The sequence below is a fragment of the Sphingobacterium alimentarium genome (assembly GCF_004342685.1).
In the GTDB taxonomy this organism is placed as follows: domain Bacteria; phylum Bacteroidota; class Bacteroidia; order Sphingobacteriales; family Sphingobacteriaceae; genus Sphingobacterium; species Sphingobacterium alimentarium.
Genome location: NZ_SMBZ01000037.1, coordinates 1 through 24,674 on the forward strand (window position 1 = coordinate 1; position 24,674 = coordinate 24,674).

A 24,674-nucleotide genomic window follows, 5' to 3' on the forward strand; every position below is an offset into this window, starting at 1 on the left:
GTTGTAATTAAGCAAATGCCATATATCTCTAAATACAATGTTCTTGCTTAAGGAAGTTAAAATTTATTTGGTAAAGTCATAACAATCCTAAATAAGGAAAAAAATGGCGATGGATTTATAAAGCAGGGATTGCTATATTTAATTCGCTAAAATTCCATCACCGCCATGATAAATATAAACGTATTTTCTCAGATATTAGGACTAGTAGATCGCAATATTTTTAACAAATTTGTTCAACAATATCTATCCGATAAACATCACAAAGGGATCAATAGCTGGACACATTTTGTGAGTATGCTTTTCTGCCATTTAACCTCTGCTGATTCCGTGCGTGATATTTCTAATGGTCTTCGTAGTGCTACAGGTAACATGAGTCATATGGGAATTTCTAGAACTCCTAGCAAGTCGAACTTATCTTATATAAACAAACATCGAGATCATAGCCTATTCCGTGATCTGTATTATAAACTTTTGGATGATTTGTGGCGTAAAGATTCTCCAAGACGCGCAGAGCTTAATAGGCTCAAGCGTAAAGTATATCTCATGGATGCTACTATTATTCCGTTATGTTTAAGTGTATTTGACCGGGCAAAATTTCGCAGTGCTAAGGGAGCTGTGAAACTCATACCATACTTGATTATGATGGCTGTATACTTAGTTTGTGCATATTTCAGATGGCAAACAACATGAATCTAAGATCGCTAAGACCATTTCATTTTCTAAGGGTTGTGTGGTCGTTGTGGATAGAGGCTACGTTGATTATGCTTGGATGAACGTTTTGGACAGCAACCAGAGATTCTTTGTCACACGGAGTAAAAGTAACATGAAATATACTGTCGTGAAAACATTTCAAAGTGAAGCACTCAAGAACAGCGTAGGCCAGTCTTTATATTGCCATTTATACATATTGAGCCGATTTAAACAAACATTGAACTCAAATATAACAAAAATTTGAGCCGATTAAGATAACTAATCGGCTCAATAGAACTAAAAAATTAATTTACCGTCCCTAAGAATCACTTGAGCGTTAAGATTAAAACCACCACTTTCATTCTTGACAAATGAATAATCTATTCCACGATTTTCAAACTGATTTCATAACGCCTCAAGAAAATATGCACGGGCGCTCACCCATCCACGATTACCAACCTCGCGATTAAAACGCGCTACTAATTGCTGATCTGATAGCGTTGCTAATTGCGATCAAATTTTTCAATTAAATTTTTCATTTTTTTGATACTTTAAATCATTAAATACTATCAATCATTAAGACTAAGGGAGTGACCAAATTTTTGACTGAACAGCCCTCATCGCTTGACCACCGTGGTTGGTTAAACTCGGTTGGTGTACATAATTGTACTCTTGATGATTGAATTATGCCCTAAAGATAGATTTTTTTTTATTTTCAAAAAAACATCACACCCTGATCGTAATAATATCTTTAATATCAGTAGTATATTTTGGTGAAAGAAGATCTTGACGCATTTTCCATTTTTGCTTATCCTGAATATCTAGACGTACCGTATTAGTTCCATACTTTTTGTTCAAATTGTCCTAAACATTCATTAGTGGATCGTGACGCTTATCTCTTTTATCAAATAAAGTTTCTTGCTCTACAGATTCGGGAGAAAGGTCTTGAACGATAACACCTGCTTTCTTATATAAATACCCTGTCTTGAAAATTCGTTTTAGAGCAATACTAGCACATAATGCGCTAAATCTATACTTGAATTTGTAGAAAATGGTAAATCGATATTTATGCTATTGTAATATTTTTTCTGATTTTCTCGAAAAGGATTAGTCATCACAAAAACCTGTAAGGATTTACAATGCGAATGTTGTCTCCTTAATTTCTCCCCACAATGGCAGCGAAATTAATCACACGTTGGTTGAGGTCGTCAAATTTTCCAACCATAACATCAAAACTTCGTGTAGTAGCAATATTCTTTTTGTCTTGTACCTCTTCCAAGTTCAAGGTTTCTATGCCCGAAAGATCACGCTTGAGTCGTAAGCCTAAGATAGATAGATTTTTCTGTACCCAGACATCATTCATCTGCACAAAATCATAGGCCTGTCTATAACGGAGGTCAATGGGCCAGTTGATTCGGTTTGATTTGCCAATTATTTCGGAGGTCAATGGGCCAAATCCCTCCGAAATATCCAATCGTTAATCACATTTTATTTGCCGATACAAAACTTGGAAAATATATTATCCAATAAATCATCCGTAGTCACTGTACCTGTAATTTCGCCCAGGTGATGTAGGGCTTGGCGAATGTCCATAGCTAAGAAGTCCGAAGTTACAGGGTTGTCAATACCATACAATACTTTCTCCAAAGATGACTGGGTATGCTGTAAAGCTTCGACGTGACGGATATTCGTGACTAGCACATCGTCTGTGTTAATATTGGAAAGATTTACTTGACGTAGCAACTCATCCTTGAGTTCTTCAATGCCAAGTTGTTCTTTGGCAGAAATATACAGAGGCTGTAGACTTTCGTATTCTTTACGCATATCCGCGCTAAGTAAATCAGCCTTATTAATTATCGTCACAAAAGGTATGGACAGATCTTTAATCTCCAAAATCTGTTGCTGTACGGCTTCTATCTTATCTTGTGTAGGATCGAATAAGTAGACTATCAGTCGGGCTTGCTTCATCTTTTCTAGCGTACGCTCCACCCCTTTGGCCTCGATAATATCGGAGGTCTCACGGATACCTGCCGTATCTATAAAACGGAAAGTCACGCCTTTGATATTGATCTCGTCTTCTATCGTGTCACGTGTCGTACCAGCGATATCCGAAACGATGGCGCGTTCTTCATTCAATAAGGCATTCAATAAGGTGGATTTGCCCACATTCGGCTTGCCGGCAATAACAACAGGCACACCATTTTTCAGGACATTCCCTTGCTCAAAAGATTGAATCAACCGTTGTATCACACTATATATCTGCTGGATAAGATTTTTGAGCTGATCGCGATTGGCAAATTCAACATCTTCTTCGGCAAAGTCAAGCTCCAGTTCGATCAAAGAAGCAAAATGTACCAGATCCTCACGCAGTTTTTTCAACTGATTGGAGAAGCCACCACGCATTTGCTGCATCGCAATTTGGTGTGATGCCGCCGAATTGGAAGCAATCAAATCGGCTACGGCCTCGGCTTGCGATAGGTCTAACCCGCCATTTAAGAAAGCACGTAATGTGAATTCTCCGGGACGCGCCGCACGTGCTCCATGACGGATCAGCAGGTGGATGACGCGCTCGATAATGTATTTGGAATTGTGCGTGGATATTTCGACAGAATTTTCTTTGGTGTACGAATTGGGCCCTACAAATAGGGAAACCAACACTTCATCAATAATTTCAGCGCCATCTCGGATCGTACCGAAATGTAATGTATGTGATGGTTGTTGCGTGAGATCTTTACCCTTAAAAACAGTATTCACTAGGCTAATTGCATCTGTTCCGGAAACCCGAATCACCGCAATAGCACCTTGTGTACCGGGTGAAGTAGCTAGTGCGACAATTGTATCTTGCGTATTGGATGTACTTACTGACATGGCACAAAGTTATGAAATTTTAAAGGCTGTAGAAATTTATTCGAAGAAGCCTTATAAGTCAATAAAAGACAATATATAATAAATGATAAGATAGGAATGAATCCAGCAATGTCCTATTGGCTTCGGCTCTAAAAAGAATTTAATTTTTCTGCTAAGGTTTACTTATAATATTCGTTAGTACTGTATAACCATTATAAACGAAATGTCGACTTCTTCTGAATTAGCATTATTGCTAAAAAAATATATTGATGGATCAATTCTACCGGCCGAGCAACAACAGCTAGAAAAATATCTGGCCGATGATGTCTTATTGAAGGAATATGTTGAACATCTATTGCAGGATGATGCCTTAATTGCTGATTATGAAGATTGGCTAGCATCCCGAAGGTTGATGGACGAGGAATTGCTCGAAAGCATTAAAAACCAAACTCTTAAGCGCATACAACCAAGCTCCATGAGCGCGGATAATGAACAATCTCATTCCTCGAAACAATATTATACACGATTGCTACGCATCGTAGCCAGTACAGCAGCAGCTATTGCCCTCTTTGTGGGATTATGGTTCGTTTACCAGCAATCATTCAGCGAAAGTAGCATTCCAGTTAGTCAAGTAAATCTCGCTCCTGCAATAAATAAGACCACATTAACCTTATCCACTGGCGAAAAGATAGAGCTACGCAATGACAAACAAGGTATTATGCTCAATGAGGGACTTAGCTATACCGACGGGTCCTCTGTCGCTAACCTAGAAGAGAGTGAACTGCGAAAACTAAAAGCCACTATACATGTGCCCAAAGGCAGCACCTATCGCGTGGTATTAGCGGACGGAAGCCGTGTCGTGCTTAATGCCATGTCTACATTCACCTATCCCCTAGTCTTTGGGCAGAATGCTAGAGAGGTAACACTTTCGGGAGAAGGATATTTTGAAATAGCGAAAAAAATGCAAGCTGGCAAGAGAGTTCCTTTTATCGTACACACCGCCCATCAGCAAGTAACAGTAACAGGTACCCAGTTTAATATACGTGCCTATTCCGATGAAGCGAATACGATCAGTACACTCCTGGAGGGTGGAATAACGGTAAGCAATGGAAAACAGCAAGTTCATCTCCTACCTAATGAGCAAGCGAGCACATCTCCAAGTGGTATTGAAAAGCAAGCTGTGGATGCATCAACATACATCGCCTGGACGAAAGATAAATTCCTTTTCCATGAGACAGAGCTCGCAGAAGTATTGGCCGATATTGGCCGTTGGTATGATATTAAAATTCAAGATCAAAGAAACCGTGACGACATGCATTTTTATGGGGAAATAGCCCGCAACAAAAAATTAAGTGAAGTTTTGCTTTTGTTGGAAAAAAGCGGGGTAAAATTCCAAATTAAAAAGCAAGGCGTACAACACTTTCTATATGTAATTAAATAACCAAAGAACAACTCGCGAAGAAACTAAACAATGTAAACACAATAATGAGAACTAAACATGATGACACCTATTACTCAGAAATTTAAGGATAAAGGTTTTTCGGAATCTTTATCTAATTGGATGCTGCCAGTTAAGATGACCATAATGTTCACCTTACTTTGCTGCTTTCAGGTATCAGCTTTCCATGGATACGCTCAAAACATCACTATTCGAGCTAAAAATACACCGCTCATTAAAGTGATGCAATCGATCCAAGCACAACATGGCATTCCATTTTTGCTCAATGGGAAAGATATATCAAAGACTACGCTAAGCGCAGATATTGTAAATACGCCGCTTGACAAAGCGCTGGACCAGCTCCTTACTCCCAAATACATCGATTGGGAAATGGTAGATGGCACCCTTATATTAAAAAGAGCTACAGCTAAAAGACAATTGTCAAATAGCACAAATTTCAGTGCAGCGCAACAATCCCGCACCCTACAGGGCCGAGTTACGGATCCACCAGGCAATCCCATAGCGGGTGCTACTGTTGTAATCGTGGGTACTAATGCTGGGGCTACTTCAGATGGCCAGGGAAACTTTAGTATTGAAGTACGCAACACGCCCGCACGTTTACAAGTCCGGTATATCGGTTACGAAACGGCTGAAATGACCATCAGCAACCAAACGACCGTACAAATTACATTGACACCGGCGAATGATAGCATGGAAGAAGTGGTAGTAGTTGGTTACGGTACATTGAAAAAGAAATTGACTACGGGATCTACTATTCAGGTGAAAGGAGATGACTTGACAAAACTCAGTACGCCTAATATTCTAGAAAGTTTGCAAAGTCAGGCTCCAGGGGTGCAAATCACCCAAAATTCAGGGATGCCGGGTGAAAGCTTTAAAGTTACTATTCGCGGATTGGGAACTATTGGTAACTCCTCACCGCTGTATGTTATTGACGGTATTCCAGGAGGAAGTATTGATATGCTTAATCCATCAGACATCGAAAGTATTGATATCCTAAAAGATGCTGCCTCAGCAGCAATTTATGGATCCCGTGCGGCCAACGGTGTGGTCCTTGTGACCACCAAACAAGGTAAATCGGGACGTACGCAAGTCCATCTCGACAATTACGTTGGTTTTCAGAATGCCTATAAACTTCCTTCGCTCTTGACAGCCAAAGAATACATGATTATACAAGATGAGCGTAGATTCAATGAAGGCGCTGCACCTTATGACTGGGCCACGCTTATTCCAAAGCAATACCAACAAATTGAAGATGGTACCTGGAATGGCACCAACTGGTTGAAAGAAATAAGCAATAAAGATGCGCTTTTGCAGAATTTATCGTTTAATATGATGGGTGGTAACGAACAGTCTAAATTTTCCATAGGCTATTCCTTATCTAATCGGGATGGCATAATGGGCGCTCCCGTTGAACCTGATTTTCAACGTCATACCGCCCGCATTAATTCAGAACATATCCTATATAAAAACGACCGCTTTGATGTAATTAAGTTTGGAGAAAACGTAAACTATAGCTATAGCAACCGCTCTGGTATTGGTATCGGAAATATATATTGGAATGACGTGCACAATATGCTTGTAGGCAATCCTTTACTTCCAATTTACGATAGTGAGGGAAATTTTTACGACCAATTGGACAAAGTGGCTGATGGTTGGGTATTGGATGGTGCCACAGCCAACCCTGCTGCAGAGATGTATTACAGACGTGGACAGAATCTTTCCAAAAACCATAACCTGTCGGCCAATGCCTATTTGGAAGTACAACCTATTGAGGGATTAAAATGGCGCACCAATTTTGGCTACCGAATGAGTGCTTCTTCGTACCGTCAATACACACCTACATACCAACTTTCCACGACGCTCACCAATCCTATTGATGACATTTCTCAAAATCAGAGTTTAGGTTATAACTGGGTGTTGGAAAACACGCTGAGCTACGGTTTTCAACCTATACAAGAACACCAACTTGATGTGGTGATCGGACAATCGATAGAAAAGGGTGGTTTGGGTGAAGGCTTAAGTGTAACTACAGCCAACTCATCCTTCCCCGGACAATGGGACAAAGCTTTCGTGGGCAATGGTCAAGGTTATGAAAACTTCATTCCCGCAGTGGGTGGTATACAGTGGCCAGCAGGTAGATTATCCTCCTTTTTTGGTAGGGCAAATTACAATGTAAAAGAGACCTATATGGCATCTTTTACCTTACGTGCGGACGGCTCCTCAAATTTTGCAAGAGGCAACCGTTGGGGATATTTCCCCTCTGCTTCTGCGGGCTGGATTCTTTCTAATGAATCCTTCCTCCAGGACAATAGTACCATTGATTTCTTTAAATTAAGAGCGTCTTGGGGACAAAATGGTAATGCCAGCATCTCTCCTTTTCAATACTTAGCGACAATCGCTATCAATCAAAAGAATGGCTATTACTTTGGAGACAACAAATCCTCCCTTATCCGTGGAGCATACCCGGACATTTTGCCTAATCCAGATATCACTTGGGAGACTTCAGAGCAAATAAATATTGGTTTTGACGCACGTTTTGTAAATAATCGATTAAATGTAGTATTTGATTGGTACAAAAAAACTACAAAAGACTGGTTGGTTCAAGCTCCTGTACTCGCAATCTTTGGTACGAGTGCTCCGTTTATCAACGGTGGTGATGTTGAAAACAAAGGTATTGAGTTCGGCTTAAATTGGAATGACAATGCCGGTGAATTCACTTACGGAGTAGGAATCAATGGCGCATTCAACAAAAATAAAGTATTGCGCATTGCCAACACCGAAGGTATCATCCATGGTGAACCGAACGTCTTGAGTCAATCCACCACAGAGATGTACCGTGCGCAAGTAGACTATCCTATTGGTTATTTCTATGGCTACAAGACAGCAGGTATTTTCCAAAATCAACAGCAGATTGATGAGCTACGTGCACAAGGCCATGGTGTCTTGGCATCCTCTCAGCCAGGCGACGTAATCTTTGTGGATTATAATGGTGACGGACAAATTACAGATTTGGACAAAACCATGATCGGTAACCCGCATCCCGATTTCAGTGGAGGTATGAATTTAAATTTTGGGTACAAAGGTTTTGATCTGAATGTGACTGCTATAGGATCTTTTGGTCATCAAATTGCTAAATCTTATAGATCATTCGCCGACAGCCCGCTACAAAATTATACAACAGAGATTTTTCAACGCTGGCATGGTGAGGGCACGAGCAATCGTTATCCACGATTGACCAATGGCGCGCATCCAAATACCTTAAATATATCGGATATCTATATCGAAGATGGTGACTTTGTCAAAATCCAAAACATAACATTGGGCTATGACTTCAAGCGCCTATGGAATAAAGCTCCATTTGCACAAGCAAGATTTTATGCCACTGTTCAAAATTTGGTCACATTCACAAACTATAGCGGTATGGACCCTGAAATCGGGTATGGATACGATGCCTCATGGGTGTCTGGCATTGACTTGGGTTTCTACCCGCAGCCACGTACGGTGATGTTTGGTCTTAACCTTAAATTTTAAAGAAGATGAAAAAAGCATTTATACTTATGTTACTCGCAGGAAGCTTAAGCTCTTGCGATAACTTCCTCGATACAGAAAGTTTTGATAAAAAGAATACAGGTAATTTTCCCGTGACCGTAGCGGATGCTCAGGTCATGCTCACGGGCATATACAATAGCTTGAATGCTGCCATATCAAATGTGCAACACAGCCACTTCTATATGGCAGAACTAGCTTCTGATGATAGATTCGGTGGTGGCGGCGAGAATGACCGTGATATGCAAGGATTAGATCACTTGATGAATACCCAACCGGATCGCTTTTTGTCCTTTTGGACAGCACGCTACCAAGGTATCTTTCGTGCTAATACAGCCTTGGAGACCTTAAACCAAGTTTCAGGCTGGACTTCGGATGCGGAGTTCAATCAAACATTGGGTGAAGTACATTTTTTGCGTGCACTATATTATTTCGAATTATCGCAGATGTTTGGAGAAGTGCCCTTGGTGACGAGCTCTACAGTTAGCAATGTACCCAAAGCCCCGAGCGAGGAGACTTATGCTGTCATTGCGCAGGATCTGAAGACGGCTATTGAAATCATGCCTAACAGCCCATATACTTCTGTACTTTCGGGTCACGCCACAAAATGGGCGGCGCAAGCGTTGATGGCGCGTGTATTTTTATTCTATACAGGCTATTATAATAAATCCGAATTACCCCTTACAGAAGGCGGAACTGTGAGCAAAGCACAAGTCACTCAGTGGTTGGAAGATTGTATCGCCAACAGTGGACATGGTCTTGTCGATGACTTCCGTAATCTATGGCCATACTCGAATAGATTTACCAAACCCAACTACCCTTATGCAACGACAAATAATCTACAGTACGCCGGTGAAGGGCACAAGGAAACTGTGTTTGCCGTAAAATTCGGAACCTTGGCAGACTGGGGTGATACATATATCTTGGGTTATACGAATCAGCTGAACCTACACTCGGGCCTGCGCTCGAACAATGGCCAAACCAATACTTTTCCTTTTGGACAAGGATGGGGTGCTGGACCTGTGAATTCCAAATTATGGAATGACTGGCGAGCGGCAGAGCCGAACGATGTACGCCGTGAAGGATCTATTATCAATGCAGACACGGATTTAGCAGATTATATTTATGGTGCAGATAGCCAAATGGAAGAAACCGGATTTTGGCAGAAAAAATATATTGCCATCACGGCCTATGACAATGGTGCGCTGATCCCCTCTTATGCGATTCTAGCAGATGGGGCTCAAGCCGATTATCAATTGGCACACACACAAGACTTGGTGCTGATTCGCTTTGCTGATGTCTTATTAATGCATGCCGAGTTAACGGAAACCGCTACTAACCTCAATCGTGTGCGTGCACGAGCAGGCTTGCCGGCAATTAATTATTCATTAGCTGCGCTAAAACGTGAAAGACGTTGGGAGCTATCATTTGAAGGGTTACGTTATTTTGATTTGATGCGTTGGCATGATGCAGCTGATGCGTTGGCAAGTCAAGAAGGTGTTGCGATCAAAAACAAAAATGTCGATACACAGATGAGAGGTTTTGGCGGTGGATACAGAGCTAGGTACGAAGCAACAGGTGGTTTTTGGGCTATCCCAACATCTCAGATCGCCCTTTCGAATGGCGTGTTGACACAAAACAAAGGATGGGGCGAAGCTGCTCATGAATATACTGGATGGTAATTTAAAAATTTGAAACATGAAAAATCGTAAAATATATTTTCTCTATAGTTTACTCGCGCTATTGGTGCTGGCATGTGATCCCTTAGAAGACCGTATGAATCTAGGGTCGGCAATTACCGCTGAGGAACTAAAAATCAGTGCTACCCCTATTGTTGTTAACGGAAAAAAGAGCAATAAAGTGGTCTTGGTAAATAATAGCCCGGTTTTATCTTCTTGGAATTTTGGTGTAGGTGTTACACAAAAAATGACGGACACCGTGCTCATGGTTTCTACCGGACAAAGTGAGATACTATTCACCGGACGCAATGCCGATGGTACAACGATTACCAAAACACTGACCGTAGACATCGAAGAGCTCACTTTTGAGGTGCCTTTGGAATGGGGCTACCTAACGGGCGGGTCCGAAAAAACTTGGGTGTGGGATACCGATAAGCCTGCGGTTTGGGGTAATGGTGGATATAAAGGAAACGTAGCACCCGCATGGTGGACTTTACAAGAAGCCGATATCAATGGACAGGCAGCAAATGAAGGTGTGGGAGCCAAAATGATCTTCTATCTCCAAAATGCAGAATTACACAAAGTGAAATCCAACGGCACGATAGAAAAGGGATCCTACAAATTCGAGATGGACAAGCAAGTACTTCTGGATGATGGATCGGTGTGGGCTAAAGGCAAACTGACGACCAAAGGTGTGACAGTACTATGTGGTAAATCCCCCGATGAGGGCGGTAGTCCTGTCTACGAATATGATATAATCGTCCTTAATGGAAGTGAGATGATGCTATCGTATGCACCACCAGGAACGGGTGCATGGGGTACAGCTTGGTTTTGGGCTTTTAAAGCACAATAGAAATATTGTTACCAACTCTTACGGTGAGGCACATAACAGTTATTAATGTGCCTCATCGTTATACTCTTTATTAGAAGACAACGCGGCAATGTGTAAAAACATTAAGAAAGCGGAACAAACCACTTGCTTAAAAAGCTGAATAACACTATATTTATAATACCCAATTAAAATCCTACCGATGGCAACGATAGAAGAAAATTTGACTAATCTTAGATTAGGTAGCGAGTCTGCGCTATCCTTTTTTATGGATATGTACAGTCATAATCTTCATTTTTTCGCATATAAACTTGTGCGAGATAAAGACACTATTCCTGAAGTCATTTCTGAATCTTTTGTCAAGCTTTGGGCCCATCGTACACAATTTTTCAGCATTGAAGAATTGAAGAGCTTCCTATATATCGTGGTCCGCAACAGTTGTTTGGATCAAGCAAAAAAAGGGCGTGAGCGGTACGCACATGGTCAAATGGAAGAAGCTGTACTTTTACCGAACACAGATACCGATATCTTGACTAAAATAATTCATACTGAACTCATCGCGCTGCTTGGAGATGCTCTGGAAAAACTGCCCTTGCAACAAGCTAAAATCTTTCGCCTAACTATCTTAGAAGGAAAAACAACTGCTGAAGTATGTGAAGAATTGCAAACAACAGCTAGCACAGTATACTTTGCACGCTCGAAAGCCATTTCAGCCCTTCGTCGTGTATTTTTAAAGAAAAACATCTCCTATTATTTACTCGTTATCTTTTTACTCTTTTCTTAATTATTTAAGCTTTACCAATTGAATAAATAATAAAGTCTACATGTACAATACATAAAAAGGCAACCTTTTGCAGGTAAATCTTGTTTTAGACAATATTACTTAAAACTAACAAGGTAGTTACAATCGGGTATTATTGTTTTACGTATTTTTGTAATCAAGTATGACTTAATTAAATATGCATCTATTTAGAATTTTTACTTTAGTTATAGCACTGCTACCCACCCTTTTATTTGCTGATACATACCCCGAGGTGGTCTTCGATAATAGTATCGTCAACGGGGCATATGCCAAAAGTAGAGTGAGCTATCAAGGCAATAGCTGGGTTGAAAATGTCAATAAGCATTTACTGATTTCGGACACCCTGTTTTTTACGCCTGGTAATGCGCTGTCCTTGAAGTACCTATCTCAAGCGGAGGGACAATGGGAAACTACCGTAAAATATAGCCGCCAAAAGTTCAACTATACCTTAGATGAAGGAGATTTTCTAAGCATCCGGATGTATGTACACTCTCCGCATACACAGATGCAAGATCTGCCCAAAATATTCGTGCAACAACACCGCTATGTGTCAGACACCTTGTCGATAGCACCGTATATTCCGAAACTGGAACATAAAAAATGGATTCAGATTAGAATTCCCATTAAACAGTTCAAAAAACTGAGCAAACAGTCACCTATTATAGGTATTGGATTTGCTCAAAATGCGGCATCGAGTAAATATCACCAACTTTTTATCGACCAGATCGAGTTTCTTCCACTCAAATATTCGGAGATCCCATTGCGATCCGCGGCTGTGCTGAGTGAAGCCAAAGCTTACGATAAGACCGTAAATCTGTCGTGGCAGTTGCCTTTGACACCGAGTATTCGCTACATCAAAATATATCGCTCGACAGATGGCAAAGCGTTTAAACCTGTGGGCATACGTCCCATCCATATGCAGTCTTGTCTGGATATCGTACCGCTCATCGGCGCAAAATATTATTATAAAATCACCTGGGTAGATTATAATTACAATGAATCTCCTGCCTCTGCTGTACGTGAGGTGCAGACCTCTACCCTGCCTGAGGATGAAATTCTAAAATTGGTACAGCTGGCTAATGTCAATTATTTTGTTGAAAATTTCGACATTAATAGTGGCATGTATTTGCCCTATCGGTCGAAAAATAAAGTTATTGTATCGACCAAAGAAACAGCTGGTGCAATACTATCTTTGATCGTTGGCGTGCAAAATGAATTCGTAAATCGGCAGACAGCCTTAAACAGAATATCCAAAATTACGTTCTTCTTACTCAAGTCGCAGCACAAGCATGGTATATTTGCAGCATACTATGATGCTCGTAAAAGTATTCCTGAGTACAGAAACGAACTTGCTATCTACGATGTGCAAGCTACGGGTGCTATTCTTGAAGCACTCCTGATTGCGCGTCAATATTTCAAGGAAGACAACGAAGCGGAGAAGGATTTGCGTACACGCATCACGCAAGTGTACGAACGGGTGAATTGGCAAGCAATAGCCAATAGCGATAATTTACTGCGTTCAAAATTGGCATTACTGGATGATAATGATATCAATAATGTACCGCTAAGCAATCTAGATGAGGCTATTAACACCTATCTCTTGGCAGCGGGCCACCCCAAATTTGCTCTTCCATCGTCCGCCTATTTTGACGCGGTATATCATCAGGTTAAAAAAATAAAACAGGATACATCCGTAACCATTAATCCCTATTACTACGATGAGACTATACAAATCGATGATTTTAGAGAATTAAAGAGCTCCGCCTCAAAAGATACACTCGTAAATCTTTCTGTTTTTGATACTGTATATCGCTACGGAATGGAATTGCCATTTGGCGAATTGCAAAACAGCTTACTCAAACTATATCGACCTTTCCTCACCGTACGCCCGACTTTAATCTCGGACTCTTTGGTCAATTGGGAGCAGGTATTACATAATTATATGCATTTCGTAAAGCGCCGCGACAATGAATTGGGTGTAGGAGCAAATAGCAGTAACATATGGGGATATTACCAACAACGAGACGGCGGTGATGCCTCCTATCGTATCAATCCGGCCATTGGCCCTGCTTCTATTATTGTAGATAAAAATGTAGGGATAAAATCACTATCAAGCTTATATCAGCAATATGGCCCGATTTTGTTTACAGAATTTGGCTTCCGTGGATGGTTGGATCTACGCAACGATGATGTGTCTGACGAGTATATTTCGACGAATCAAGCCGCTATTGCAATCATGATTGAGAATGCGCGCACTGGTTTAATCTGGGAATTGTATGAAAGCATACCTGAATTACTACAAAGTCGGCAAATCTTATTTGGAAATAAGTCCCGATAACTTGTAAAAATAATTATATTAGTGACTTATATAACACAGGACTTTATATGAAAAAATTATTCATTCTTCCCCTATTTGCAGGTGTATTATTTGTACAATCGTGTAAGCAACAGCAAATCACAGTGCTTCCAGGGGCGGTGGTTTCGCGAGATGGTACAGATGATGGACTAAAAAACGTAAAAAGTGAATTTAAGGATGCTACTCGTACGGATGAAGGCATTAAATTTTCGTTATCTTCAGATGTATTATTTCCTACAAACTCCTCTTACCTTACTGATAAAGCAAAGGTAGAATTAGATAAGTTGGCAAAAATTCTTGCGCAGCAAAAAGATAAGAAAATACGCATCGATGGACATACGGATGCCACAGGCGAAGAAAAATATAATGTATGGCTGTCCGAAAAACGTGCCGAATCTGTGAAGAAATACCTACAGGATAAAGGTATCTCCGCTTCCCGATTAGCGACCAAAGGATTAGGTCCTAGTCAACCGGTAGCTGACAACAAGACTGCAGACGGACGTCAAAGAAATAGACGTGTAGAAGTTATAATCTTAAACTAAGAAATAACATACTATATAAAATAAATAGGCTTCACCAAATGGTGAAGCCTTATTTATTTTATAAGCTTTTATAATTAATTCAAAGCATCGATTTTAGCTTGAATTTCTTTCGATTTTGCTTCGTTTTGTAAGAAATCATACACGCTCTTCAAACCTCTTAAACCACTTTCGTTGTTTGGCTCTGCTTCTACTACTTTGGAGAAGTATTGCTCTGCTGGTTTAACTTTTTCTTTAAGTGCTTCTACCTTTGCATTGTATTGCGTATTCGATAACGTCTTGTCGTTGTTGATTACTTGCAACTCATCTTTGATACCGTTGATTAGACTCACACCTGCGTTGATATTAGCATCCAAATAGTTTGGATCAATTTCTAGTGCTTTTTTGTAAGCTTCGTACGCATTATCGTTATTACCCAAAGAAGATTCAGCAATACCTAAATAAAAGTATAATGTTTTATTAGTAGGTTCTTTTGCGATTTGCGCTTTCAAATCATTCATAATGCCGGATGTATTACCCAAAGCAATATTGTAATTGATGTGCTGATTAACGATCTCGCTATCTTCTGGATACATTTTAGATGCCATCTCAGCGTATTTTAGCGCATTGGCTGTATCGGCCAAAGTAAGGTATAAGTTTGGGATATCCTTAATGATTTTTTTATGCTCCGAATAGTCTTTTCTTTCTGCTAAAGATAAATACTTCTCTAAACCGTTTTTCAAATCATTGTTTTGAATAGCTGCAATACCTGCGTAATAAGTTAATGTAGTATCACCTGGCATATAGGTCAATGCACTGTTGAAAGCATTATATGCACCGGGAAAATCTTGTTTTTCCCAAGCTGCTACACCTTGATTGAAGTTGAAAGCATATAGGTTGTACTCACTATTTTTAATATTTTCCTCTTGCTTCTTATCTGTATCCAATTCTTTGGCTTTCGTAATCGCCTCTTGTGCTTTGGTGATAGCCTCTGCATTCGAATTATCGACACCTAGATTACCGTAGATCAAAGAATAATAAGTCCAAGCTTCCGCATTGTCCTTCGTTTTGTCATGAACTACAGCTGCATCAATAGCTTCTTTGGCTGTATTTAAAAATGATTCACCAAGTTTAGCCGTACCTGTTTGCTTAAACTCATAGTACTTTTGGTAGTTCGTTTGGGCTTTCTTAATATTGCTAGTTTGTGCAAATAATGAACCTGCCGAAACGAATATGGCTGCAAAAATAATCCCTTTTTTAATGTTCATATGTATAAGTATTAATTATTTGATAATTGATTCAAAAGCGTATTTACTCTATCCAATTGCTCCTGATCATCGGCCGTCTCGTAAAACAAGGCCAGACCTTTGAGTGCATTGACGGCGTAAGGTTTAATGCCATTTGCTTTGAGCAAATAATCTTGAGCAGAATATTGCGCTTCTAAATTACTGTTGTTTTTCAAAAAGTCGTTTAAGTGTATCAATCCTAAAGCTAAGTTAGCATCGTAGTTGTTATCATCCAACTCCAGTACTTTTTTATAGTACTTTTTAGCCTCTGGAATATTGCCTACATTCTCATTGGCGTAGCCCGCCAAATATGATAATTCGATATTCTCAGGTTCATGCTTTAGGGCTTCAGCAATAATAGGTGTTACAGCTGCATACGCTTTATTCTCTGCATAAGCTTCAACCAACAAAAATAATATCGCTTTGTCTTGTGGAAACTTCTCACGTGCAGTCTTCAAGGTATTGAGATACTCGTGCGTGTTATCCGTAGACTTATAAAGTTTGGCCAAGGAAATGTAAGTTACAGCATCTACATCCGTAAGCTCGATCAATTTTTTGTAGTAAGCAATAGCTTCTTGCGTCTTGCCCGCTTCTGCCGATAGATAAGCCAGATTGCGCAATACGTCAATAGACTGCGATCCTAATCTTTCTACTTCTAAAAAGCTGTTGTACGCTTGCTCGTATTCCTTCTTCTCGATATGCTTATTGGCTTTATAGATATAAGCCGCAACCAAGTTTTGGTTTACGTAATTGATTTCGTTGGGGTAATTGCTTAAGTCACGTTGTTTGAGCAACTTAACGGCATTCAACGAAGTCTCAATAGGATCTTTGTCCGTCTTAATCTTGCGTGTGGAATCGGCATAGGCTAGCGAGCTGTACACCATCGCACGTAAGATGTTATTTTTGGAATTGGAAGAATCCCTTTTAGTCTTATAGGCAGCATCAATGAATTTTTTTGCGTTTTCTAATTCTTTGATCTCACCCGACTTGGTATAACGAGCAAAACTGTTGGAGCTCTCCTTATAATTGGATTGAGCTACAACAGTAGTACTTATGCATGCAAATAAAATTGAAGCTGTTAATGCTTTCATGTTGTTATTATTCCTCTGAATCTGTGTTTTCTTCTAAATCTCCAGCTGAATTTTCAACGCCATCTTCTACTATTTCTTCTTCTACCTCTTCTTCACGCGCTACTTTAGTAATAGAAGCGATTTCGTCGTTACCTTTGAGTGTAATCAATCGGACACCTTGTGTAGCACGTCCCATCACACGAAGATTGTCCACGCCTATACGAATCACAATTCCCGATTTGTTGATGATCATTAAATCATCGTTGTCGGTTACACCTTTAATAGCAACTAATTCACCTGTTTTATCTGTCACATTGATTGTCTTCACACCTTTACCTCCACGGTTTGTGATACGGTAGTCGTCAATATCGGTACGTTTACCATATCCTTTTTCGGAAACAACCAATACAGATACTTCAGGACTATCAACACTAATCATGCCAACTACTTCATCTTTGGCGTGTGCTAACGTAATACCGCGTACACCTGTTGCTGTACGGCCCATAGGACGAACATTAGATTCGTTGAAACGAATAGCTCTACCCGAGCGTAAGGCCATTACGATCTCGCTCGTGCCGCTCGTCAAACAAGCCTCGATTAATTGGTCACCTTCGTTGATATTTATCGCGTTGATACCATTCGCACGTGGTCTAGAATAAGCTTCCAGAGACGTTTTCTTGATCGTACCTTGTTTAGTACACATAATGATGAAATTGTTTTCCAAGTATTCCTTGTCTTTCAAGTTCTTCACTAATATGTATGCTTTGATCTTCTCTTCTTTCGGAATATTAATAATATTCTGCAATGCACGGCCTCTCGATGTACGGCTTCCTTCAGGAATCTCGAATGCACGCAACCAGAAACAACGTCCTGACTCGGTAAACAACAACATATAGTTGTGTGCCGTAGCCGTGATAATATGTTCGGTAAAGTCTTCTTCTCTGGTATTCGAACCAATAGAACCTTTACCTCCGCGACCTTGACGTTTGTATTCGGTCAATGGTGTACGTTTTACATAGCTATTGTGTGATATGGTGATTACGACTTCTTCATCGTCGATAAAATCTTCCATCGTCATGTCTTCTGCCGAGTGAACGATCAGCGAACGACGTTCGTCACCGAATTTTTCTTTTACTTCAAGAAGTTCCTCTTTGATGATTTGATAACGTAGAGTTTCGTCCGCTAATACTTGTTTTAAGTATTCAATGGTTTTCATCAGTTCAGCATACTCTTCTTTGATCTTATCTCGTTCTAGTCCTGTCAGACGACGTAAAGTCATATCCAGGATGGCGCGTGCTTGAATATCGGATAAGCTGAATTTCTCCATTAAGCCCAAGCGTGCATCTTCTGGCGTATCAGAACTACGGATCAATTTGATTACTTCATCTAAATGATCTAGCGCTATCAGATATCCTTCTAAGATATGAGCACGTTTTTCGGCTTCTGCTAATTCAAATTTTGTACGTCTTACTACGACATCATGTCTATGCTCGACAAACACCTGAATCATATCTTTCAAATTCATCATCATCGGCCTTCCTTTTACTAAGGCAATGTTGTTTACTGAAAATGAAGATTGTAGCGATGTATGTTTATACAAGTTATTTAAGACAACATTCGCATTTGCGTCACGTTTTACTTCGTAAATAATACGAACATCTTTAGCTGACTCATCGCGTATCTCAGAAATTCCTTCTAATTTTTTCTCATTGACTAATTCGGCAGTACGTTTGATCATTTCTGCTTTATTAATCAAATAAGGGATTTCGGTTACGACAATGATTTCACGACCGGATTTGGTGGTTTCGATTTCCGCTTTGGCGCGCATCACAATACGTCCACGCCCAGTTTCGAATGCTTCACGAACACCATGGTGACCATAGATCACACCTCCCGTAGGGAAATCTGGCGCCTTGATGTATTGCATCAGTTCGGAGATTTCTATATCTCTATTATCGATATAGGCGATCGTACCGTCGATAACTTCAGTCAAGTTGTGTGGTGCCATGTTGGTCGCCATACCTACAGCGATACCAGAAGCACCATTCACCAATAAATTGGGAATACGTGTCGGCAATACGGTAGGCTCTTGCTCCGAATCATCAAAGTTGAGTTGGAAATCTACCGTGTCTTTTTTCAAATCGGCCAACATTTCCTCAGCGATCTTGCGAAGACGCGCTTCGGTATAACGCATTGCCGCTGGTGGATCTCCATCGAGAGAACCGTAGTTACCCTGACCATCGACCATCGGATAGCGCATAGACCAGCTTTGAGCCATGCGGACCATCGTGTCATACACTGAGGAGTCACCATGTGGGTGATACTTACCCAAGACCTCCCCCACGATACGTGCGGATTTTTTATAAGGCTTTCCGGAAGATACACCCAAGCCATCCATACCATAGAGTACACGTCTATGTACCGGCTTCAAACCATCACGCGCATCAGGTAATGCACGGGATACAATCACGGACATCGAGTAATCGATGTACGCCGATTTCATTTGGTCTTCAATATTAATTTTTACGACCCTGTCGTTTGCAGGAACTAAATTATTGTCATTTTCTGTTTCTTCAGCCATATTTTAAATAGGAATCAGTAAAACTAATTTTTTGATACGAATTACTATAATACGATACCTTGCGAAGTTACAATTTTTTATCGAAAAAAAGGTCTTAAAACCGAATAAAACTTAGCATTCCGCAGGGGTAGAAATCGGGCTACAAGCCGCTTTAAAAGTGTGTAAATTAGCTTGTTAATGTTGGATAAGAGTTTGAATAAAATAGGGGTATCTATAATTTAATTATACAAAATCGGCATAAATGATGAATATTTTTCAAAGAATAATATACAATTTTGAGAATTAAATAAAAAACCTCGTATATTTGCACTAAAAATTAAAACAAACAACAACAGTAATGAAACATAATTTTGGAGCAGGACCATGTATTTTACCTCAAGAGGTATTTCAAGAGGCCTCAAAAGCCGTTCTCGATTTTAATAATACCGGTCTATCAATATTAGAAATCTCCCACCGCTCAAAAGAGTTTGAAGAGGTTGTGAAAGAGACAGAAAGCTTAGTTCGCGAATTGTTACATGTTCCAGAAAATTATTCGGTGCTGTTTTTGCAGGGTGGTGCGAGCCAGCAGTTTGCAATGGTGCCTATGAACCTATTGCCAGACGGTGGTAAAGCCGCTTATTTGGATACGGGCGTATGGGCTACGAAAGCTGCTAAAGAAGCTAAAAACTTCGGCGAAGTAGTGACAGTAGCTTCTTCAAAAGACAGCAACTACACTTATATCCCTAAAGATTTTGAAATTCCTTTGGATGCTGCATATTTCCACTTCACATCCAATAATACAATCTACGGTACAGAGGTATTTGCTACACCAAGCACTACAGTGCCTAAAGTGGTAGACATGTCATCGGACATCTTAAGTAGAGAAATCAACATCCAAGAATATGATTTGATCTATGCCGGTGCACAAAAAAATATGGGACCTGCTGGTGTTACTTTGGTCATCATAAAGAATGACCTATTGGGTAAAACCGGAAAAACTATTCCTTCCATCTTCAATTACCAAGAACATATCAAAGCAGGATCGATGTACAACACCCCTCCTGTCTATTCGATTTATGTTTCTATGTTGAACTTACGTTGGTTGAAAGCCAAAGGTGGTGTAAAAGCTATCGAGCAGGAAAATATCATCAAAGCTCGTACATTATACGACGAAATAGAAAGAAATCCTTTCTTCAAAGGAACAGCAGCTGTAGAAGACCGCTCCCGCATGAATGTGACATTCGTCATGGACACACCGGAGTTAGAAGCGGAATTTTTGGCCTTAGCTAAAGAGCGCAACTTAATCGGTATCAAAGGTCACCGTTCGGTTGGTGGATTTAGAGCTTCCATATACAATGCATTGACGATTACATCCATCAATGCTTTAGTAGATGCGATGAAAGAATTTGAGGAAAGTCACAAATAATAAAAACAGCAAAATGAAAATATTAGCCAATGATGGTATCGATCCCATCGGTAAAAAAATATTAGAAGACGCAGGATTCACAGTAGATACAGAACATATTGCACAGGCTGAATTGATAGACCGTCTGAATGAATATGATGCCATTACCGTTCGCAGTGCTACGAAAGTACGCAAAGAGCTTATTGACGCATGTCCAAACATTAAAGCTATTGGCCGCGGTGGTGTAGGTATGGACAATATTGACGTGGAGTACGCGCGTTCGAAAGGTGTTGCCGTAGTAAATACGCCCGCTGCATCTTCGCATTCGGTAGCTGAATTGGTATTCGCTCATCTTTTGACGGGTGTGCGTTTCTTGCACGATTCAAACCGCAAAATGCCTGTTGATGGCAATGTAAACTTCGGCGGATTAAAAAAACTATATGCTGCTGGTGTAGAGCTTAAAGGCAAAACACTCGGTGTAGTTGGTTTTGGACGTATTGGTAGAGAAACAGCTAAAATCGGTTTGGGTATGGGTATGGATGTTGTCTACTTCGACTTATACGAAGGACCTACCGCGCTGACTTTAGAGTTTTCTGCTGGCGTATCAGCTGTAGTTCCTATTAAGCAGGTGGAGCTTAATGAGTTGTTATCGACATCGGATTTCATTTCCCTTCATGTACCTTTCTTGGACAAACCAGTGATTGGTAAAGAAGAGTTTGAACTGTTGAAAGATGGTGTTGGATTGGTGAATGCCTCTCGTGGTGGTGTAATCGATGAATTAGAGCTTATTAATGCTTTGAACTCTGGTAAAGTAGCTTTTGCTGGATTGGACGTATTTGAAGACGAACCTAATCCTCGTATTGATTTGTTAAAGCATCCAAAAGTGTCGTTGACACCTCATATTGGAGCTGCTACAAATGAAGCTCAAGAGCGTATAGGCGCTGAATTAGCGCAATTGCTTATTGCTAATCTGAAGAAGTAATTCTTCCGCATATAAATTTATGCGGCACAAGAGCTTATATGCATTTTGTGCCGCATTTTTGTATATGTATATTTAAACTTTTAACGTAGACTAAAATTACTTACTAATTATAATATGAAAATTTTAAAATTTGGTGGCACATCCGTTGGAAGTGCAGCGCGCATCAAAGGATTATTAGATATAGTAAATCCTCAGGAGCGCCAAATTGTCGTGTTGTCCGCCGTTTCAGGCACAACCAACACATTAGTTGAAATTTCCCAAGCTTTTTCCGATAGAGATAAGGATAAGGCTTTAGATATAATCAAGGCACATAAGAGTAAGTATGAGGATCTGATCCAAGAACTCTTCACCACGCCTGAGGGACTACAAAAAGGTAAAGAATTAATTGATTATCATTTCAATTTGATTGCTGAATTCGGCAATCATGATTTATTCACGCCGACAGAAGAGAAAGTAATTCTTGCGCAAGGCGAATTGCTATCTACGACGTTATGGCATTTGCACCTGAGCGAGATTAATGTACCATCAGTACTGCTACCGGCATTGGATTTCATGAAAATTGATGAGGATAATGAACCCGTAGTAGATTATATTACGGAGAAACTTACCCCCTATTTGGATCAATATCCGGATAATGCGCTATTCATTACACAAGGTTATATCTGCCGAAATTCTTTTGGAGAGATTGACAACCTACGTCGCGGTGGATCGGACTATACTGCTTCATTGATCGGTGCTGCTTTGAAAGCCGAAGAAGTACAGATCTGGACAGATATAGATGGTATGCACAATAATGACCCACGCATAGTCTCAGGTACAAAACCTATAGCTCACCTTTGCTTTGATGAGGCTGCCGAGCTTGCTTATTTTGGTGCGAAGATCTTGCATCCGCAGTCTGTATTTCCGGCACAGAAATACAATGTGCCCGTTCGGTTGTTGAATACAATGGACCCTACGGCTCAAGGTACTTTGATTTCTAAAAATGGCGGGGAAAAAGGCACTATTCGGGCTATTGCGGCCAAAGACGGCATCACAGCTATCCATATTCACTCGACAAGAATGTTGTTGGCATATGGATTTCTACGTAAGGTGTTCGAAATTTTTGAGCGTTATAAAACACCAATTGATATGATTACCACTTCCGAAGTTGCCGTATCCATGTCTATTGACGATACGACAAACCTATTGGAAATCATTAAAGAGGTAGAATTATTTGGTAAAGTAGGTGTTGATGAAGGGCAGACCATTATTTGTGTGGTGGGTGATTTTAACGCCAACACCCATGGGTACGCAGCGCGCGTGCTCGATGCTGTGAAGCACTTACCGATTCGCATGATTTCTTACGGTGGATCGGACTACAATGTCTCCATCCTTTTGGACACGAAATATAAAACGGAAGCATTACGCTCATTACACAATAGATTATTTTAACAGTAAAATAGCATGTTTCAAAATAAAGAAATCAAAGAAACCTTATTGCAGCAAGAAACACCGCTGTATTACTATGATTTGCCATTGCTTGAGCGCACTTTGGATGCAGCTAAGCAGGCTGCCGACAAGCGTAATTTTCATATCCATTATGCGCTGAAAGCGAATTTTAACGACAGAATATTAAATATCATCCAATCCAAGGGTTATGGTGCCGACTGTGTTAGCGGCGGAGAGGTTGAAAAATCCATTGCTGTGGGTTTTCCGGCTGGGCAAATTACTTTTGCGGGGGTAGGTAAGTCGGACAAAGAGATTATTTTGGCCTTGAAGCATCGTATTTTTGCCTTCAACGTAGAGTCTATCCAAGAATTGGAGGTCATCAACGAATTGGCAGGGCAAATTGGCGAAAAGGCGAATGTCTCTTTACGTATCAATCCCAATGTAGACGCGCATACGCATCATTATATCACGACAGGTTTGGATGAAAACAAATTCGGGGTGCCAAATTCTGAATTGGAAAAAGCGGCTGCTATCATCAAAAATTGTCCTAATATCAATTTAATTGGCCTGCACTTTCACATCGGTTCACAGATTACAGATTTGAATGTATTCAAAAGTCTTTGTGTCAAAGTAAACGAGTGGAAAAACTTCTTCGAAGAACGTGGCACTTATATCAAAGTCATTAATGTTGGCGGTGGGCTCGGTGTGGATTACAAAAATCCCGATGAGAACCCTATTCCTGATTTTGAAGCCTATTTTGATATTTTTGACAAATTCTTGGAGCGTACTGGACAGCATGAGGTACATTTTGAGTTGGGGCGGGCATTGGTGGCGCAGTGTGGCTCACTCGTGAGTAAAGTATTGTACACCAAGAGTGGTCTGAAGAAAAATTTCCTGATCTTGGATGCGGGAATGACGGAACTGATGCGTCCGGCATTGTATCAAGCTTACCACAAAATTGAAAAAATAGGCGAAGTATCACCTACAGATAAGGTGTTAAACTACGATGTTGTAGGACCTATCTGCGAAAGCTCCGATTGTTTTGGCAAAGAAGTGGAACTACCCGTGAGCAAACGCGGTGACCTGATTGCTATCCGTACGGCTGGCGCTTATGGAGAAGTGATGGCATCCAACTACAACCTGAGAAACGAAATACGTAATTATTTCAAAGAAAACTAATCTTCAAAATATAAAAAGGATTAAAGCTCAATTTCCAG

20 protein-coding genes and 1 riboswitch are annotated in these 24,674 nt (G+C 40.4%); of the genes, 13 read left to right on the plus strand and 7 right to left on the minus strand.

Features of this window, described 5'->3' with window-relative positions; translation table 11 throughout:
• The first annotated feature begins 165 nt into the window (after positions 1 to 165).
• Together EDC17_RS12385 and EDC17_RS17640 are read left to right on the plus strand one after the other, a co-directional pair.
• Complete coding sequence (locus tag EDC17_RS12385; RefSeq protein WP_132778386.1) at positions 166 to 690, plus strand: DUF4372 domain-containing protein; 525 nt, start codon at positions 166 to 168, stop codon at positions 688 to 690.
• Entirely contained in the window at positions 662 to 955 is a 294-nt protein-coding gene (locus EDC17_RS17640; RefSeq protein ID WP_132778387.1) for a transposase, read from the plus strand. The genes EDC17_RS12385 and EDC17_RS17640 overlap by 29 nt, the downstream gene beginning before the upstream one ends.
• 323 nt (positions 956 to 1,278) lie before the next feature.
• Positions 1,279 to 1,374, minus strand: a riboswitch (SAM-I-IV-variant riboswitch).
• Positions 1,375 to 1,416: 42 nt separating this feature from the next.
• Here EDC17_RS17640 and EDC17_RS17645 read toward each other — a convergent pair.
• The 4 genes from EDC17_RS17645 to mnmE form a co-directional block, all read right to left on the minus strand.
• The gene (locus EDC17_RS17645) at positions 1,417 to 1,548 is read right to left on the minus strand and encodes a DUF4113 domain-containing protein (RefSeq protein WP_132778388.1); all 132 of its coding nucleotides are present in this window, start codon (positions 1,546 to 1,548) and stop codon (positions 1,417 to 1,419) included.
• 140 nt (positions 1,549 to 1,688) lie between these two features.
• Positions 1,689 to 1,805, minus strand: coding sequence for a hypothetical protein (locus tag EDC17_RS17650; RefSeq protein ID WP_394343362.1), 117 nt, complete (start codon positions 1,803 to 1,805; stop codon positions 1,689 to 1,691).
• Positions 1,806 to 1,846: 41 nt separating this feature from the next.
• Positions 1,847 to 2,164 carry a hypothetical protein gene (locus EDC17_RS12400; protein ID WP_132778389.1) on the minus strand — a complete coding sequence of 106 codons (318 nt, stop codon included), beginning with the start codon at positions 2,162 to 2,164 and terminating at the stop codon, positions 1,847 to 1,849.
• A gap of 14 nt (positions 2,165 to 2,178) precedes the next feature.
• Positions 2,179 to 3,558: a tRNA uridine-5-carboxymethylaminomethyl(34) synthesis GTPase MnmE gene (gene mnmE / locus EDC17_RS12405; RefSeq protein ID WP_132778390.1), complete on the minus strand. Its 1,380-nt coding sequence runs from the start codon at positions 3,556 to 3,558 to the stop codon at positions 2,179 to 2,181.
• A 202-nt stretch (positions 3,559 to 3,760) separates the two neighbouring features.
• Here mnmE and EDC17_RS12410 point away from each other — a divergent pair, with 202 nt between their 5' ends.
• The 7 genes from EDC17_RS12410 to EDC17_RS12440 all read left to right on the plus strand — a co-directional run bounded on the left by EDC17_RS12410 (position 3,761) and on the right by EDC17_RS12440 (position 14,750).
• On the plus strand, positions 3,761 to 4,978 hold the full coding sequence (locus EDC17_RS12410) for a FecR family protein (RefSeq protein WP_132778391.1): 1,218 nt from the start codon (positions 3,761 to 3,763) through the stop codon (positions 4,976 to 4,978).
• A 57-nt stretch (positions 4,979 to 5,035) separates the two neighbouring features.
• Entirely contained in the window at positions 5,036 to 8,527 is a 3,492-nt protein-coding gene (locus EDC17_RS12415; RefSeq protein WP_243646144.1) for a TonB-dependent receptor, read from the plus strand.
• A gap of 5 nt (positions 8,528 to 8,532) precedes the next feature.
• A complete protein-coding gene (locus EDC17_RS12420) occupies positions 8,533 to 10,224 on the plus strand; it encodes a RagB/SusD family nutrient uptake outer membrane protein (RefSeq protein ID WP_207895758.1) in 1,692 nt (563 codons plus the stop codon).
• Positions 10,225 to 10,240: 16 nt separating this feature from the next.
• Complete coding sequence (locus tag EDC17_RS12425) at positions 10,241 to 11,074, plus strand: hypothetical protein (RefSeq protein WP_132778392.1); 834 nt, start codon at positions 10,241 to 10,243, stop codon at positions 11,072 to 11,074.
• Between the two features lie 178 nt (positions 11,075 to 11,252).
• The gene (locus EDC17_RS12430) at positions 11,253 to 11,834 is read left to right on the plus strand and encodes an RNA polymerase sigma factor (protein ID WP_132778393.1); all 582 of its coding nucleotides are present in this window, start codon (positions 11,253 to 11,255) and stop codon (positions 11,832 to 11,834) included.
• Between the two features lie 175 nt (positions 11,835 to 12,009).
• Entirely contained in the window at positions 12,010 to 14,190 is a 2,181-nt protein-coding gene (locus EDC17_RS12435) for a glucoamylase family protein (protein WP_132778394.1), read from the plus strand.
• A 47-nt stretch (positions 14,191 to 14,237) separates the two neighbouring features.
• Complete coding sequence (locus EDC17_RS12440; RefSeq protein WP_132778395.1) at positions 14,238 to 14,750, plus strand: OmpA family protein; 513 nt, start codon at positions 14,238 to 14,240, stop codon at positions 14,748 to 14,750.
• 74 nt (positions 14,751 to 14,824) lie between these two features.
• On the opposite strand, the gene EDC17_RS12445 is transcribed toward EDC17_RS12440, so the two are convergent.
• The 3 genes from EDC17_RS12445 to gyrA are packed head-to-tail and all read right to left on the minus strand — an operon-like array spanning position 14,825 to position 19,663.
• Complete coding sequence (locus tag EDC17_RS12445; protein WP_132778396.1) at positions 14,825 to 15,994, minus strand: tetratricopeptide repeat protein; 1,170 nt, start codon at positions 15,992 to 15,994, stop codon at positions 14,825 to 14,827.
• 11 nt (positions 15,995 to 16,005) lie between these two features.
• Positions 16,006 to 17,103 carry a tetratricopeptide repeat protein gene (locus tag EDC17_RS12450; protein WP_132778397.1) on the minus strand — a complete coding sequence of 366 codons (1,098 nt, stop codon included), beginning with the start codon at positions 17,101 to 17,103 and terminating at the stop codon, positions 16,006 to 16,008.
• A gap of 7 nt (positions 17,104 to 17,110) precedes the next feature.
• On the minus strand, positions 17,111 to 19,663 hold the full coding sequence (gyrA, locus tag EDC17_RS12455; protein ID WP_132778398.1) for a DNA gyrase subunit A: 2,553 nt from the start codon (positions 19,661 to 19,663) through the stop codon (positions 17,111 to 17,113).
• A gap of 337 nt (positions 19,664 to 20,000) precedes the next feature.
• Between gyrA and serC the strand changes: the two genes are divergently transcribed.
• From serC to lysA, 4 genes are all read left to right on the plus strand, one after another.
• Complete coding sequence (gene serC, locus EDC17_RS12460) at positions 20,001 to 21,068, plus strand: 3-phosphoserine/phosphohydroxythreonine transaminase (protein ID WP_132778399.1); 1,068 nt, start codon at positions 20,001 to 20,003, stop codon at positions 21,066 to 21,068.
• A 13-nt stretch (positions 21,069 to 21,081) separates the two neighbouring features.
• On the plus strand, positions 21,082 to 22,029 hold the full coding sequence (locus EDC17_RS12465) for a D-2-hydroxyacid dehydrogenase (RefSeq protein ID WP_132778400.1): 948 nt from the start codon (positions 21,082 to 21,084) through the stop codon (positions 22,027 to 22,029).
• A 114-nt stretch (positions 22,030 to 22,143) separates the two neighbouring features.
• Positions 22,144 to 23,460 (plus strand): aspartate kinase, encoded by a 1,317-nt coding sequence (locus EDC17_RS12470; protein WP_132778401.1) that lies wholly within the window; start codon positions 22,144 to 22,146, stop codon positions 23,458 to 23,460.
• A 12-nt stretch (positions 23,461 to 23,472) separates the two neighbouring features.
• Complete coding sequence (gene lysA, locus EDC17_RS12475) at positions 23,473 to 24,636, plus strand: diaminopimelate decarboxylase (RefSeq protein WP_132778402.1); 1,164 nt, start codon at positions 23,473 to 23,475, stop codon at positions 24,634 to 24,636.
• Positions 24,637 to 24,674: the final 38 nt, after the last annotated feature.